Source organism: Gammaproteobacteria bacterium (assembly GCA_013697705.1).
In the GTDB taxonomy this organism is placed as follows: domain Bacteria; phylum Pseudomonadota; class Gammaproteobacteria; order UBA6002; family UBA6002; genus UBA6002.
Genome location: JACCWJ010000004.1, coordinates 102,316 through 118,051, shown reverse-complemented (window position 1 = coordinate 118,051; position 15,736 = coordinate 102,316). Strand labels below are relative to the sequence as shown.

The following is a 15,736-nucleotide window of genomic DNA, read 5'->3' as shown; positions in this document are numbered from 1 at the left end:
CAAAAGAAAAAGCGCAGCATACACAAGTATGTGAGCAGCTTTCTTTTGAGTTTTCATTCGAATTCAGCCAAATATGGACGTTCGCCTCTAGCGGCTAATCAGCCACTTTTTTTTTGCTTGAAAACCTAGTAGAATATGCGATTAATTTTTTTTGCATATGCATCCTGGAGAGAACACAATGTCCGAAACCTACGAGCTAACCGCCGAAACCCGCGCAGAAAATGGCAAAGGCAGCAGCCGGCGCATGCGTCGATTAGAGAATAAATTTCCCGCGATTATCTATGGCGGTGACAAAAATCCTGAGATGGTTAGTTTAGACCATAATACCTTTGTCCACGCACTAGAAAATGAAGGGTTTTACTCACACATTCTTACCCTGAGCATTGGTGGCAAGAAAGAAAAGGTGGTATTGAAAGATCTTCATCGTCATCCCAGCAAGCCTAAAATTTTACACGCTGATTTTCTTCGAGTAAGCGCTAAAACCAAGATAACTATGAATGTTCCCCTTCATTTCAAGGGTGAAGAGGTTTCCCCTGGAGTGAAAACTCAAGGCGGAATAGTCTCTCATCTTATGTCAGACATTGAAGTTCGTTGTTTGCCGGGTAACTTGCCAGAATTTATCGAAATCGACCTTTCAGGTTTATCGATTGGCGATGCAATTCACTTATCAGAATTAAAATTGCCTAAGGGAGTAGAAATTACTGCTTTAGCGCAAGGCAAAGAATTCGACCAGCCTGTTGTAAGTATTCATAAGCCCTCAGTGGCTGAAGAAACACCTGCTGCTGAAACTCCTGAATCCGCTGCAAAACCAGAGGGTGAATCCGAGGTTTAACTTGCAAGATAAAATTCAGCTTATTGTCGGCCTGGGTAACCCAGGCCCCAATTATAAGGCGACCAGACATAATGCTGGTGCATGGTTTGTTGAAATGCTGGCTCAAGATAATGGCATAGAATTAAAGCCAGAAGCCAAATTCGGAGGCCGCATTGGCCGCATTCAAATACAACAACAAGAATACTGGCTACTCCTCCCCACTACCTTTATGAATCGCAGCGGACTATCAATCAAGAGTATGGCGAATTTTTACAAAATACCTCCCGAAGCCATCCTTGTAGCGCATGATGAGCTTGATTTTCCACCAGGGACTATCCGGTTCAAACAGGAAGGAGGGCACGGCGGACATAATGGCTTGCGAGATATTATCCAACAACTCCAAACTAAAAATTTTCATCGACTACGCATCGGCATTGGTCACCCGGGACATCGAGATCAAGTCACTGATTATGTTTTGAACTCACCCTCGAAAAAAGATTTTGAATTGATTATCGACTCCATTGTCGCGGCGCAAAAAGTGCTCCCGAGCTTCCTAGTGGGGGAGTTCCAACAGGCCATTAGATTATTACATAACGAATAAAAAAAGAGGTTCTCATGGGATTTAGATGTGGCATTGTTGGCTTACCCAACGTGGGCAAATCAACACTGTTTAATGCACTCACCAAGGCGGGCATTGAAGCAGCCAATTATCCTTTTTGCACTATCGAACCTAATATTGGGATAGTAGGTGTTCCGGATAAACGTATGGAAAAATTGGCTGACATTGTTAAGCCCCAGCAAATCATCCCCACCACAATGACATTTGTGGATATTGCAGGGTTAGTAAAAGGCGCTTCTCAGGGAGAAGGTTTAGGCAACAAATTTTTGGCTAATATTCGAGAAACCCATGCCATCGCACATGTAGTACGCTGCTTTCATAACCCTGATGTGATACATGTCTCCGATACGATTGACCCCCTTTCAGATATCCAAACGATTAATACAGAATTAGCGCTTGCAGATCTAGAAACGGTTGATAAAAATCTACTCAAAGTATCGAAACAAGCGAGGACGGGCGATAAAGCCGCTATGGCTGAAAAAGCGCTTTTAGATAAAGTTCAGGCCTGCCTTAATGAAGGAAACCCTGTACGCAGCCTCAATCTTACCGACCAAGAAAAAATCTTGTTGCAACCCCTCCATTTATTGACAGTAAAACCCACGCTTTATATTGCGAATGTGGATGAAAGCGGTTTCACCAACAATCCCTACCTGGATAAGGTAATGGATTTTGCTGCCCAAGAAAATTCTTCAGTGGTTGCTGTTTGCGCCGCACTAGAAGCCGAAATAGTGGAGTTGGAAGAAGAGGATAAACAAGCATTTTTGACGGACCTTGGATTAACAGAACCTGGTTTGGATCGTGTCATTCATGCAGGCTATGATTTGTTAGGATTACAAACATACTTTACCGCTGGAGTGAAGGAAGTACGCGCATGGACCATCCCGATTGGGGCGACTGCCCCACAAGCAGCAGGGGTCATCCACAGTGATTTTGAAAAAGGATTCATCCGCGCAGAGGTGATTGCCTTTAGTGATTTTCTACAATATTCGGGCGAGCAAGGCTCAAAAAATGCCGGCAAATTAAGGCTTGAAGGCAAGGAATATATCGTGAAGGACGGAGATGTAATGCATTTTCGTTTTAATGTTTGATGGGCACCCGCGAACGGAAATAATGTGGAGCTGATAAAGTGCCCACCCTTAAATACTTGACAACTGATAGGTGAAAAGCCAGAATCATCGGCCCTTTATGCATAAAATTGGCTATGTAGCTCAGCTGGTTAGAGCGCGGCACTCATAATGCTGAGGTCGGTGGTTCGAGTCCACCCATAGCCACCATTATTTCACCACGGCTTTTTTCTCAAAGCTGAGTTCTTGTTTTAACGGTGCAAAAAACTCATTGATGATGTCAGGCGTTAATTCCTCTAGGTTATCCGGTTTCCACGCAGGGATATGCTCCTTGTCGATAATAGCTGAACGGATGCCCTCATAAAAATCGGGGTGCATTAAAAAACGTTGAGCAACACGATATTCGAGTTTCATACAATCATCAAAATCCATTTGCGAACCTAATAATAATTGTTTCAGGGTGACTTTGAGACTAGTAGGGGATTTCTCCAGCATTTTTGCAATGATGATTTGGCACCAATCGCTTTGTGATTTCACCAGTGCTTCTAAGATACCTTCAAGCGTATGAGCCGCAAAACACTGATTTATTTCTGCTCTATGTTCGAGTAGATGAGGTTTATAAATATCCATACTATCAGCATCCATGGTGTAGGAACCGATGATATCTGATACTTGCATATTAACATTGCCACTTAACTTCGTTTCAGCTAAGGCGGTAATGAGCGCTTCAAAATTTTCCTTCGGGACTAAATGATCAACCACTCCGGCATAAATCGCATCTGCGATATGCAACTTTGCGCCTGTCATTGCCATATAAATACCGGTATTGCCAGTGCATCGGGGTAAGAAATAACTGCCACCCACATCTGGGAAAAAACCAATACCTGTTTCGGGCATGGCAAAAACCAAATTTTCGGCAGCCACACGGTGGCTACTGTGCACAGAAAGTCCAACGCCACCGCCCATCGTAATACCATGCATAAGCGCTATGTAGGGTTTAGGAAAATGAAAAATACGTCGATTCATGCGATATTCATGCCAGAAAAATTTGCGAGATTTTTTGGCACCACTTTTACCTTGATCATAAACATATTTTATATCGCCCCCTGCACAGAAGGCTTTTTCTCCTTCACCCCGCACGAGGACGGCCTTAATGTGACCCATTTTTTCCCATTCCGCTAATTTGTCATCGATTGCGATACACATATCCAGCGTTAAGGCATTCAAAGCATCAGGACGATTCAAAGTGATAAGACCTACACTGCCTCCTGCGCCCATGATTTCTTCAAATAACAAATTGTCCTCAATGTTTTCTACCATGTTTTTAAACCTTCAATTCATTATGTTTGCTGATTAATTCATACCAAATGTTAGGTGCTTTCACTTATGATTTTTATACTCTTAGGAAGCATTGGTACCGCTTCGAGTAAATCTTGTGTATAGGGATTTTTGGGTCTACTCAATACTTCAGAGACTGAACCCGCTTCAACAATTTTACCCCCTCGCATCACTGCAACGTCATCTGCCATATAAGCCACCACAGCAATATTATGCGTAATGAGCAAATAAGTTAAGCCCATTTCTTTTTGTAATTTTAATAACAGCTGTAAAACTTGCATCTGCGCAGAAACATCAAGAGCAGACGTGGGTTCATCACATATTAACAGCTTGGGCTGCACGGCTAACGCCCTGGCAATGCATATCCGTTGTCTTTGACCCCCAGAGAATTCGTGGGGGTAACGAAATTTCACCTCGGGATCTAACCCCACCTGTTGTAAAAGAGTATTCACACGTTCATCTTTATTTTCGATGGGGATTTTTAAACTCCGTATTCCTTCCATAATAATGTCATTGATTACCATGCGGGGATTCATAGATCCATACGGGTCTTGGAATACAACTTGGATATCTTTTCTCGCTGAACGAAGGTTAACCCCCCTCAAATACGCCAAATCTGTATGGTCGAAATATATCTGTCCACCGGTAATTCTCGCTAGACGAGCAATTGCCATTCCAGTGGTTGTTTTACCCGATCCAGATTCTCCCACAAGTGCCAATGTTCTCCCAGCGCCCAGTACAAAATTAACATCATCTACCGCTTTAATGTAGTCCACTGTGCGCTTAAGAATTCCTTGTTTGATGGGATAATACACTTTGAGATTTTCAACCTTTAAGAGCGACTTTTCATTAGGGATGGCTTCACGTTTTGTATGTGCAAGCCAGGTCGGCAAGGAGGTGAATAATTTTTTACTGTAGGGATGCTGCGGTGATTCGAAGAAATTTTTGGAAGAAGCAGTTTCGACCACTTGACCTTTGTACAAAACCACAACTTGATCTGCAATTTCGTAAACAATACCCAAATCATGGGTGATGAAAATTAAACCCATTCCACGTTTAGCCTGGAGTGTTTTTAGCAATTTTATAATTTGAGCTTGCAAGGTAACGTCTAGCGCCGTTGTGGGTTCGTCTGCAATTAATAAACTTGGCTCCCCGGCCAATGCAATCGCAATCATTGCACGTTGTTTTAACCCCCCGGATAATTGGTGGGGGTAAGCTTTATAATAATATTCTTGTGTCGGCATTCCTACTTCTTGTAATAAAGAAAGCGTACGTTGGTAACTGTCTTTACGTGTTAAATCAAAGTGAAAATTTAGCACCTCTACAATTTGCTCGCCGATGGTCATTACTGGATTCAAAGCCGTGATAGCTTCTTGAAAAATGATAGCGATTTTCTTGCCGCGTACTTGTCGCATTTTCAATTCAGAAAAGGTGAGCAGATCTTGTCCTTGAAACAGTATGCTACTCGTAGGCACAATATTTATTCCGGGGGGCAATAACTGCATAATTGCAAGAGCGGTAAGAGATTTACCACTGCCTGATTCACCAACTAAAGCCAAGGTTTCGCTGCATTTAAGGGAAAAACTTACACTTTTAAGTAATGTTGTATCGTTATCTTCTAAGTGAAGTTTTAAGATGAGATCTTTTACATCGAGTAATAATTCGCTCATCACTCTTCATTCCGTAAACGAGGATCAAAGGCATCACGCAGCGCATCAGCAAACAAGTTTGCTGCCAATACTAATATGAACATGAAAATAAATGCGGCGCAAAGTGGCCACCAGACAATAGGTTCTCTAGCCAAATCTAATCGTGCACTATTAATCATGTTTCCCCAGCTGGGAGTAATAGGGTCAACCCCTACGCCAACATAGGAGAGCACTGCCTCAGCTAATACTAATGCACTAAAATCTAATACCACAGTGATTAAAATAATATGCATGACATTAGGGATAATATGGCGCCAAATTATTTTTATATTAACCACACCGAGTGCAACTGCTGCTTTCACATAATCCATCTCACGCAGCTTTAAAGTTTCTGCACGCAGTAAACGACAAAGACTCGCCCAACTCGTTATGCCTAAGATTAGGCATAGGGCTAATAGTCTTGCATCCGCTCTACTTTCAAGCGTGGGAAAAAATTCGGAATGATTAGAAATAAAAACTTGTAGTGAAAGTACCGAGGCAGAAATAAGCAGCACGCCCGGAACAGAGCTTAAAGTAGTATATACATATTGAATGATATCATCCCTCCAGCCCCCAAAATAACCGGCTTCAGTACCAAGTAAAATCGCAAAAGGAAGCATTACCAATGTGGTTAATGTCCCAATTATTAATCCTGTACGAATACTTTTGATTGTCTCGTACAGTATATCGTTTCCAATTTTATTCGTCCCAAATACATGGTAATAAGGAGATACCCCTTTGATAAAACAGACAACCCCTATGACAAAAAAAGTAGTGAATAAAATTTCACGCCATGCAATTTTAGTATCACCACGGACTATTTTGTTTAACGCGCTGAAGAAGGAAATTTTTTGTTTGCGAGCAAATCGAATGAGAAAAATGGTGAGTAGGAGAGAGGCGATGATTGAGCTAACAGCGACGGCTGCAACTGTTTTGTTAAATATATCAGCCGCTTTATCGTTAGGCGATTGCAAATACTTGCCCGCAAAAATTAACCGCGGATAAAATGTTTCTAACTTGCCATCAATAAACTCTGAGGTTTTTGTGCTGGCATAAATGGAAAAAGGAGCGGAATAGGTCTTTTCATCTTGTTGGCCTAGCGGACTTAATAAAACATCTAAAAGGCTCATCACTTGAGTAGATTCAATCTTGTGTGCGGTGGAATGAGGGTTTTGTATAATACGAAAATGAACTGAGTCAAGCACCGCTACTGCGCTATAAGCGACAAGAATGACCAACGCTATCATGCCCAACTTGCTTTGACCTACTCTAGCCCATTGTTCACGCCAGTGCTCTAAACGGCTTGTCCAAACCGTGAACAGCACCAACGTTGTGAGCAGAAGGTAAATGAGGAGGTCGCTCCATAATAAGACGAAATCAAATTTCACATTCTGTCCTTAGTTCACTAAATGTCGCCCCCCCTAAAGTAATTAGTTGGCTAGAGAGTAGCTATATATGTTCCAACATATATTTTTGTACATGATTTCATTACAATATTTCATTATATTACTCGGGATGAGCAATTGCGATGAAAAAACAAGCTCCGGCGCCCTCAAAGACGGAATTGCAAGTTCTTCATATTGTGAAAGACTTTTTAAATGAGCTCGAATCTGAACGAGCGTTGCGAGCAGTTGCTATCGATGCCTCCTTAGAAAAAGATCTGGGCATCGGTAGCCTTGAACGAGCTGAGCTTTTTCATCGCATTGAAAAAGCATTCGTCATTCAGTTACCTGATCAACTCATTGCAGAAGCAGAGTCTATTCGAGATATCATCCCTTTTATTGACGATGCTAATCCACCGGGGCGCATTCATTACCATGAATTCTTTCCCACTCTAGATGAGTCAATTGTCGACCCTTCCCAATGCGCGACATTAGTGGATGTGTTAATAAAATATGCTGAGCACGAGCCTAGCCGTATCCACCTCTATTTACAGGATGAGCAGGGCAAGGAAAAAATAATCCGTTATGGTCAGCTCTATGAAAAGGCACTGAAGGCTGCAAAGGGGCTTCGGCAACTGGGTCTTGAGCCTCGCCAGACGGTCGCTATAATGTTGCCTACTTGTGAAGCTTTCTTTTACGCGTTCTTTGGAGTGCTGCTTGCGGGGGGCTTGCCGGTTCCCATTTACCCGCCTTTCAGACCTGATCGCATTGAAGAATATGCGAAAAGAGAAGCTAAAATATTACGCAACGCTGAAGTTCGTATTCTGATTTCATTCGATGAAGTACAAATCCTCAATAGAATTTTGCGTAATTTTATTCCGACTTTAAAAGCAGTCGTTACCATTGATAACCTCATGACGGTCGATGCGCCTTTTGCCGAAACTTTACTCTCAGGCCCAGATAATGCGTTAATTCAATATACTTCGGGCAGCACAGGGGATCCGAAAGGGGTATTACTCACGCATTATAATTTACTCTCAAATATTCGCTCGATTGGGGAAGCGATCAATATTAAGCCAACCGATGTGACGGTAAGTTGGCTTCCTCTTTACCATGATATGGGGTTGATAGGATCATGGTTAGGTAGTCTCTATTTTGGAATTCCGATTACCATATTATCTCCCTTATCCTTCTTAAATCATCCCGAACGCTGGCTTTGGGCAATACATTATCATCGCGCTACACTTTCGGCCGGCCCGAATTTTGCTTATGAGCTCTGTGTGTCTAAGATCGAGGATCCTGTCATTGAGGGACTTGATCTCAGTTCCTGGCGCCTCGCTTTTAATGGTGCGGAGGCCATTTACCCGAAAACGGTTAGAAATTTCCTCCGTCGTTTTGGGCCATATGGTTTTAAGGCTGAGAGCCTTTATCCAGTCTACGGTTTAGCTGAATCTTCTGTGGCATTAACTTTTCCGCCTCTTAACCGACACGTGCGAATTGATAGAATTAATCGTGATCATTTTAATCATGAACAAGTAGCCACTCCTTGCGATAGTGCAGAACGAAATTGCATAGAATTTGTGTCATGCGGTAAGGCCCTACCTCATCACGAGATTCGAATTGTCAACGAGCAAGGAGCCGTGCTTAAAGATCGAGCCATAGGAACGTTGCAGTTTAAAGGTCCTTCCGCTATGCAAGGGTATTATCGACACCCGAAGGCCACTAAGGCAATTCATCATGATGGGTGGTGGGAAAGTGGCGATTTGGCATACCGTGCGGATGAAGAAATATTCATCACGGGTAGGAAAAAAGACATCATCGTAAAAGCGGGACGCAATTTGTATCCCCAGGAAATTGAGGAAATAACAGGTCAGATTAAAGGAGTAAGAAAAGGCTGCGTCGTTGCATTTGGGGCGGTTAATCTTAAGCATGGCACAGAACAATTGATCGTCATTGCTGAGACAAGAGAACAACGCTTACAGCAACAAGAAAAAATAATTAATGACATCATAGAAACTATCACCACCTCTATAGGTGATCCGCCCGATAGAGTGGTTTTAGTGCCCCCTAAATCAATCCCTAAAACCTCGAGCGGAAAATTACAACGATCCAATACAAAAGATTTATATCTTCAAGGCAGGTTAACCAAAAAAGTTACCCCCTCATGGTTACAGTTTGTAAAATTATTTTTATTGGGGGGAGGCAAAAGCATCAGCAGGGTAGCTGCAAAGTTATTCCGCACAATTTATACAGTGTATGTTTTGTTAATTATAATTATTACGATGCTGCCAACCTGGCTAGCATTATGGTTTTTACCGCAACACTCTGCGCGAGTGATCAGTAAATTCTGGGCGCGAACACTCTTGAGGCTAATGGGATGTCCGGTAACCATTAAGGGAGCCAAACATCTTCATAAAAATCAATCCACCATCTATGTCTCCAACCATATGAGTTACCTAGACACAGTTGTTTTGAGTGGCATTCTCCCCGCCGGCGTCTTAATCGTCGGTAAAAAAGAATTAGCTAAGGCTCCCATCATCAAAAAGTTCATCACTAAATTAGGGCACCTAACGGTAGAAAGAGCAGATTTTTTAGAAAGTATGTCAGATACTAATTTCATACTAACAAAGTTAATTGAGGGTAATTCTATATTATTATTTCCCGAGGGCACCTTCAGTTACGCGGCTGGTTTAAGACCTTTCAAACTGGGGGCCTTTAAAATCGCTACAGAAACGGGCTATCCCATTTGCCCCATAGCTATTCGTGGTACACGGCAAATTTTTAGAAGCTCGCGACTTTTTTTTCGACCCCATGCCATCCATCTCTGGATAGGAAAACCTATACACCCACGAAGTAGGGACTGGCGAGAAGCAACACGACTCAAAACAGTCACTCGGATAGAAATTGCCAAACATTGCGGCGAAAATGTTTTAGACATGGTCTCAACTCTTCCGGTCACCGAATAACAAAAAACCTGGCTAGTTAATATTATTTTAGAAACGCACTCGAGGATCAACAATCGTGTAGGAAAGATCTGTTAGAATCAGCCCTATAATATATAAGACTGTTCCCAAATAAACCATAACTCGTACAATTTCAAAGTCTTGCTGTCTTATTGCTTCAATCGTATAACTCCCCAAGCCAGGAATACCAAAAAAAGATTCCATAATTAAGCTACCTAAAAAAAGACTGGGAATTAACACAACAATGCCAGTTAAAATGGGAATGAGCGCATTACGTAACACATGCCGAAATAAAACAATTTGTTCTGATAAGCCTTTTGCCCGAGCGGTACGAACATAGTCTTTGTGAATTTCCTCTAAAAAAATAGTGCGGTACCATCGAGCACCTGCTCCTAAACCACTTATGATACCAACGACTACGGGGAGGATTAAAAACTTAATCGCCTGCACCCCGCTTTGATAACCTGAAATGGGAACCAGTTTTAGCACCCTCCCAATGACATATTGACCGCCAATAATATAAAACAGGGTAGAAATCGACATCATCGTCACACAGATTGTAAGACCGGTGATATCTAAATAAGTTCTGCGAAAGAAAGCTAAAAACATGGCAACAAAGATATAGACAAAGACGCCAACCACCAAGGTGGGAACCGCTAAAGCCAAGCTGGGCCACATCCGCTCACTAATATCAAAACTAATATCCCTTCCCGTATCAGACGTCCCAAAATCAAAAGCAAAGAGAGCGAGTGACTTATGAAAAAACAGTGTATCCGTAAATTTTTGAATACCACCCCGAGTAGGATTAACAAAAAGAGGTTTATCATAACCCTTGGATTGCTTCCAAAGACTTATCGCTTGAGGAGTCACATGTTTTTGCCCCAGCTGCATTCGCGCCATATCATCAGGTGAATTAACGATAAAAAATAAAACAAACGTTAGGAAATTAACTCCAATAATAATGGGTATTGCGTAAAGTATTCTGCGCAGAATATAAGCTAGCATGTAAAGGCTCTACATTGCTGTTGATTATTTAACACTCTTGCGCTCCTTTTGCGTGTAACGAATAAAAACCGGTAGGCTCACTATCAAAAAAATCAAAACTAGAACGCCAATCGGCCACAATACTTTCTTGTTCCACTCGTGGCGCAATTTATCGCGTAATACGGGATTAATTTTCTGGTACTTCAGCGCGTTATAACTCATCACATTAGGTTTTGAAGGATAGTCCCACACGTGATTTAGAATGAATTCTTCTTGATAGACACCCCAGACCCATGGCGCATCATGGCGTATAATTTCAAGCATTTTGTTAATTATTTGTTGCCTAGCATTACTGTTAGGCATGTTCTTCATGTGATCAAACAAAGCGTCAAATTCTTTATTGTAATAATTTGCAGCATTCTCACCCCCGTACAATGCCTTACTATTCGGGCCATAGAGTAAAAATAAAAAATTTTCAGGATCAGGGTAATCAGCAATCCATCCCCACATAAAAATTTGCCCTTTACCCAAACGGATTATTTCCTGGAAACGATTGTATTCGGTATTTCTAATATTTAATTGAATGCCTAACTTAGCAAATTGCTCTCGCATCCAGGCTAATAATGCCTTTTCATCTGGCCCACTTGTGGTAGCGACATCATAATTTAAGATGAGAGGCTCCCCGGTTACAGGATCAATACCATTGGCATAACCCGCCTCGCTCATCAAGCGTTTGGCCACTTCTATAGGTCGTCGGGTGGGTTTATTATTTTTCCAGGTAAAAAGATAATTATTAATTCCAGGTGCGCCAGTCTCATAGCCAAATATTCCCGGTGGAATAGGCCCCTGCGCTGGCAAGCCACGGCCATTTAAAAAGATATTAATGTACTCTTCGAAATCAACCGCTAAAGAAATCGCCAATCGTAATTTTCGAGCACGTTCGCTGTTACCGCCCACGACGTCATCCCGCATATTAAATCCCATGTAACTCATGGCCTGCATGACGGTGGTTTGTAGATAAACGCCCATTTTCTTTAAGCTCGGGGTTAAAATGGGTAAGCCACTACTATCGATTTGTATTGCTTGGTCAAAACTGTCTGAACTGATGGTCGATTGATCGTAATAGCCTTGTAAAAATTTGTTCCACCGAGGGATGGATTCTTTTTCTAACGTGAAAACCACTTGATTGATGAAGGGCAACTTTTTCCCCGCTTGATTTAAGTAGCCCAGGGATTTATCACCGGGCTCCCCTTCCACAGGAAAAAATTCCGGATGGAAGAGTGGATTTCGCACCAGGGTCATTCGCCGATTTGGATTGTTCTCTATTAGCATGTAGGGACCCGTACCTACTGGAAACCAATCGAAACTAATATTTTTTTCTCTCATCCCGGGTTGCGCATAGAATGCATCCACTTCCCACGGGATGGGCGCAAAAAAAGGCATAGCCAACCAGTACATAAATTGAGGGTAGACACCTTTTATAATAATTTGATAGCGATAGCGATCAATGGCTTTCGCACCCACTAGGGGGTATTTTCTTAAATCTAGCCATTTATTGTTGAGAGGTTTATTTTTTTGTAATAGCAGGGCGAAGTCAGATAACCCCACAATCTTGCTCGACATTATGCCAAAAATGGGCGAATTTATGCCAGGCGCGGCTAAACGTTTAATTTGATAAACATAATCATCCGCAATGAGTTCCCTCCTTTGTGCAAAGATAAATGCTTCCTTACCTGCGACTGATTGATGATCTTGAGCTTTTTGTTGATAAACAAAAGCTTCTTGCTGATTTTTTGCAAACGCGGGATGGGGTTGATAGTAAATTCCGGGTTTAATTTCCATTTCGTAAACGGTGAATGCAACCTGACTACTCGCTGCCGGTAATTTTTGTCCCGCTTGATCTAAATAAAAAACCTTCGGCATGTGTGCTGCCGTTAAAGGGATCAAGGTATAAGGTCTCTTCAGATAATGATATTGCAAGGGGGGTTCATAGATTTGGGCTATAAAGATGATTTCATCACTTGAATATGAACGAGCAGGATCGAGCGTCTTTGGTGATGCAGAAAATGACGAGTACCGAATGTTTGCTTTGGAATCTGTTTCGGAATAAGGATCATTCCAGGGATGATTATCACACGCCGCGAGAGAGAGTAATGCCAATGAAATTATTAAATTAATTATGAACCTTGGCATATAGCATCCATGCTGCTTACTAATACTTTATGTTATGACTTATCCTTGAGCTTTTTATCAGGGGGGCGTTTTTTAACATTGCTCTCGATAAATTTAATGATTTGACTGGCAACATCAATGCCAGTAGCACGCTCAATCCCTTCGAGACCGGGTGATGAATTGACTTCCATAATCAATGGCCCCCGCTCTGAGCGCAACATATCCACACCTGCGACCTGCAAACCTACACTTTTCGCCGCTAAAATAGCAGTATTTCTTTCTAGAGTGGTCAGCTTAATTTCTTTAGCGACTCCCCCTCGATGTAAATTCGAACGAAAACCACCGGGTTTTGCTTGACGCAACATTGCAGCTACCACTTTATTGCCAATAACAAAACAGCGTACATCTGCACCATTCGCTTCTTTAATATACTCTTGTACCAAAATATTCGCTTTCATCCCTAAAAAAGCCTCAATTACACTTTCTGCCGCAGTTTCTGTCTCCGCTAGTACCACCCCAATTCCCTGAGTGCCTTCGACTAGCTTAATGACCAATGGCGCTCCGCCAACCATCTTGATTAGATCACCAATATCATCGGGGGCGTGGGCAAATCCAGTGATAGGAAGACCCACTCCTTGCTGAGATAAAAATTGCAGTGCTCGTAATTTATCACGTGAATTAACAATTCCGGCAGAACCATTAAGGGAATATACCCCCATCATTTCAAATTGTCGTACCACGGCCGCGCCATAAAACGTGATTGAATTACCAATTCGGGGAATTACCGCGTCATAACAGTTAATTTCTTTACCTCGGTAATGAATGGTCGTTTTATTGGAGGCAATATTCATATAGCAACGCAGCGTGTTAACCACATGTACTTCATGGCCTCTCTTTTCGGCCGCTTCAATCAAGCGGGCCGTTGAATACAGTTTTGGTTTTCCAGATAAAATTGCTACTCTCATTGATTACGCTATTCTCGCTAGGTGTGGAATGACCGTGTAGGGTCAATAATGAAATGCTGTTGCAATGCTTTTCTGCCGAGCAACATCCGATAGATCATTGATGAACGATTCGTTAAAGTTATTTCGATGGAGCGAGAAAAATCCCCGATAATCATGGGTGTTTCTATCACATAACGCAATTCGCGATGCGCTCCTGAGTCGGTTACCATTCTAACATCGATCAAGTCTGAAACGCACTTTACTACCGTTTTGTCATTGCGTTGAATAGGGTGGATATCAAACCGGACTTTATCTCTTCCCTGTTGACTAAAACGCTCTATACCAAAGGCATGAAGTGAAGACGTGCGTGCGCCAGTGTCAATTTTAGCTTTTATACTGGAAACTCCCAGCTCTGGCAATATTACCCACTCTCTCCATCCTAAAACTATATACTTCTTCCCTCGATATTCGATTAATTTATGGGAGAACTTCTTGTCCATTTTACCTCTAATCAATTACAGTGATAATAAGATAATTTGATTTTAATAGCGATCTATAAAAGAATAAACGATGTTTCAATATAAAGAGCTTTACTATGGAAATCTGGCAATTTACAAAGCATAGCACTCAAATAATCAATGTACTCAATGATCTCCCAGAAGATAAATTAATCTGGATAGACGCTGAGGTGCGAGAGGTATTAAGTGTTATAGAAAAAATTGAGCACTTAACCACTTACCGCGTCCATGAGAACCATGTCGAAGATTGTTTAAATATAAATCATCCCTGCTTCTATGACAGCACCCAAGCCTATGACCTTCTTATTTTTCGCAGCTTAATTGCCAACAATACCCATAGCAGCATCGAAACAATGCCCGTTTCTTTTCTTATCTTCAAAAATTTACTGATAACTTTTAGCAATCACGATAACGCCATTGAGCGAGTAAAAAAACGGTTGCAAACAGCGCGCAAACATATCCCAACTGACTCACTTTTGCTAACTCTTTTACTTGTTGATGAGATTGTCGATAATTTCTTAGATTTACGTGGCCCCCTGTTGGAAAGATTTGACCAATGGCAACAAAAGCTTTTCACACAAACCAAGCAATCACTTGGTTGGATCAATTTTTTGAAATTTAAAACTGAAATTCGAAAGCTGAGAGTACAAAGTGAAGATCAACAAGAGGCGATGTATCAATGGCGCCAAGATAATGAAGTGGGCTTAGTTGAGAAGCTTGAAATTCATTTTAGTGACCTTGCCGATCATATCCATCGAATCATACGCTACACTACCCAGCTGGAAGGTGACCTCGATACCCTGATCCAACTTCATTATTCCCTCATTGGCAATCGAACCAACGAAGTCATGCGCACCTTAACAGTGCTCTCCGGAATATTCTTACCACTCAACTTAGTGGCAAGTATTTTTGGCATGAATTTTGCCCACATGCGAGTGTTTCAAATACCTGACGCGGAAAATATTACCCTCCTAGGAATGGCAATATTAGGTATCAGTTTATTGATATTTTTTAAATGGAAAAAATGGATCTAGATGAAAAGAGAGTGCCTTGGTGAGATATTGTCACCGCTGAGCTCTCTTTCGTATAATTTGGTAGTTCGTTGAGACACATTAGGCTTTTTACTTTACGTAAACTTGCTCACAATGTTTCAAACTAACTCCCCTTAATCATTCTAAAATGTTAGTTCAGGGATAAATACCTAACAACAAGGCACTTAATTAAAATATAGTACCGCTAGCTCTAAGATGCAA

The 15,736-nt window shown here is 41.8% G+C and carries 12 protein-coding genes and 1 tRNA gene; 6 read left to right on the top strand and 7 right to left on the bottom strand.

Annotation, left to right across the window (positions count from 1 at the left end):
* Positions 1 to 178: 178 nt before the first annotated feature.
* The 4 genes from H0U71_01160 to H0U71_01145 all read left to right on the top strand — a co-directional run bounded on the left by H0U71_01160 (position 179) and on the right by H0U71_01145 (position 2,704).
* Positions 179 to 832 (top strand): 50S ribosomal protein L25/general stress protein Ctc, encoded by a 654-nt coding sequence (locus H0U71_01160; GenBank protein MBA2653662.1) that lies wholly within the window; start codon positions 179 to 181, stop codon positions 830 to 832.
* A gap of 1 nt (position 833) precedes the next feature.
* Entirely contained in the window at positions 834 to 1,412 is a 579-nt protein-coding gene (gene pth / locus H0U71_01155) for an aminoacyl-tRNA hydrolase (protein ID MBA2653661.1), read from the top strand.
* A gap of 14 nt (positions 1,413 to 1,426) precedes the next feature.
* Positions 1,427 to 2,518, top strand: coding sequence for a redox-regulated ATPase YchF (gene ychF, locus H0U71_01150; GenBank protein MBA2653660.1), 1,092 nt, complete (start codon positions 1,427 to 1,429; stop codon positions 2,516 to 2,518).
* A 109-nt stretch (positions 2,519 to 2,627) separates the two neighbouring features.
* A tRNA-Met gene (locus tag H0U71_01145) sits at positions 2,628 to 2,704 on the top strand.
* Here the strand turns inward: H0U71_01145 and H0U71_01140 are convergent.
* Genes H0U71_01140 through H0U71_01130 form a run of 3 tightly spaced genes read right to left on the bottom strand, consistent with a single transcriptional unit; the run spans position 2,705 to position 6,908 of the window.
* Positions 2,705 to 3,814, bottom strand: a complete 1,110-nt coding sequence (locus H0U71_01140) for an enoyl-CoA hydratase/isomerase family protein (GenBank protein ID MBA2653659.1) — start codon at positions 3,812 to 3,814, stop codon at positions 2,705 to 2,707.
* 50 nt (positions 3,815 to 3,864) lie between these two features.
* Positions 3,865 to 5,502, bottom strand: a complete 1,638-nt coding sequence (locus H0U71_01135; protein ID MBA2653658.1) for an ABC transporter ATP-binding protein — start codon at positions 5,500 to 5,502, stop codon at positions 3,865 to 3,867.
* A complete protein-coding gene (locus tag H0U71_01130; protein MBA2653657.1) occupies positions 5,502 to 6,908 on the bottom strand; it encodes an ABC transporter permease in 1,407 nt (468 codons plus the stop codon). Before H0U71_01130 ends, H0U71_01135 begins: the two co-directional genes overlap by 1 nt.
* A 140-nt stretch (positions 6,909 to 7,048) precedes the next feature.
* On the opposite strand from H0U71_01130, the gene H0U71_01125 reads away from it, so the two are divergent.
* Positions 7,049 to 9,868, top strand: a complete 2,820-nt coding sequence (locus H0U71_01125; GenBank protein ID MBA2653656.1) for an AMP-binding protein — start codon at positions 7,049 to 7,051, stop codon at positions 9,866 to 9,868.
* 27 nt (positions 9,869 to 9,895) lie between these two features.
* On the opposite strand, the gene H0U71_01120 is transcribed toward H0U71_01125, so the two are convergent.
* The 4 genes from H0U71_01120 to H0U71_01105 are packed head-to-tail and all read right to left on the bottom strand — an operon-like array spanning position 9,896 to position 14,465.
* The gene (locus H0U71_01120) at positions 9,896 to 10,870 is read right to left on the bottom strand and encodes an ABC transporter permease (protein MBA2653655.1); all 975 of its coding nucleotides are present in this window, start codon (positions 10,868 to 10,870) and stop codon (positions 9,896 to 9,898) included.
* Between the two features lie 24 nt (positions 10,871 to 10,894).
* Positions 10,895 to 13,042, bottom strand: coding sequence for an ABC transporter substrate-binding protein (locus H0U71_01115; GenBank protein ID MBA2653654.1), 2,148 nt, complete (start codon positions 13,040 to 13,042; stop codon positions 10,895 to 10,897).
* A 32-nt stretch (positions 13,043 to 13,074) separates the two neighbouring features.
* Positions 13,075 to 13,986, bottom strand: coding sequence for a 30S ribosomal protein S6--L-glutamate ligase (gene rimK, locus H0U71_01110; protein MBA2653653.1), 912 nt, complete (start codon positions 13,984 to 13,986; stop codon positions 13,075 to 13,077).
* Positions 13,987 to 14,003: 17 nt separating this feature from the next.
* Positions 14,004 to 14,465, bottom strand: coding sequence for an ATP-dependent zinc protease (locus tag H0U71_01105; GenBank protein MBA2653652.1), 462 nt, complete (start codon positions 14,463 to 14,465; stop codon positions 14,004 to 14,006).
* A gap of 95 nt (positions 14,466 to 14,560) precedes the next feature.
* On the opposite strand from H0U71_01105, the gene H0U71_01100 reads away from it, so the two are divergent.
* Entirely contained in the window at positions 14,561 to 15,517 is a 957-nt protein-coding gene (locus H0U71_01100; GenBank protein MBA2653651.1) for a magnesium transporter CorA family protein, read from the top strand.
* The last annotated feature ends 219 nt before the right edge of the window (positions 15,518 to 15,736 follow it).

Bases quoted from the DNA above. Each gene is read 5' to 3' on its own strand.
- H0U71_01115 (MBA2653654.1), bottom strand. From the start codon at position 13,042: ATGCCAAGGTTCATAATTAATTTAATAATTTCATTGGCATTACTCTCT.
- H0U71_01105 (MBA2653652.1), bottom strand. From the start codon at position 14,465: ATGGACAAGAAGTTCTCCCATAAATTAATCGAATATCGAGGGAAGAAG.
- ychF (MBA2653660.1), top strand. From the start codon at position 1,427: ATGGGATTTAGATGTGGCATTGTTGGCTTACCCAACGTGGGCAAATCA.
- H0U71_01125 (MBA2653656.1), top strand. From the start codon at position 7,049: ATGAAAAAACAAGCTCCGGCGCCCTCAAAGACGGAATTGCAAGTTCTT.
- H0U71_01100 (MBA2653651.1), top strand. From the start codon at position 14,561: ATGGAAATCTGGCAATTTACAAAGCATAGCACTCAAATAATCAATGTA.
- H0U71_01140 (MBA2653659.1), bottom strand. From the start codon at position 3,814: ATGGTAGAAAACATTGAGGACAATTTGTTATTTGAAGAAATCATGGGC.
- H0U71_01120 (MBA2653655.1), bottom strand. From the start codon at position 10,870: ATGCTAGCTTATATTCTGCGCAGAATACTTTACGCAATACCCATTATT.
- rimK (MBA2653653.1), bottom strand. From the start codon at position 13,986: ATGAGAGTAGCAATTTTATCTGGAAAACCAAAACTGTATTCAACGGCC.
- H0U71_01135 (MBA2653658.1), bottom strand. From the start codon at position 5,502: ATGAGCGAATTATTACTCGATGTAAAAGATCTCATCTTAAAACTTCAC.
- H0U71_01160 (MBA2653662.1), top strand. From the start codon at position 179: ATGTCCGAAACCTACGAGCTAACCGCCGAAACCCGCGCAGAAAATGGC.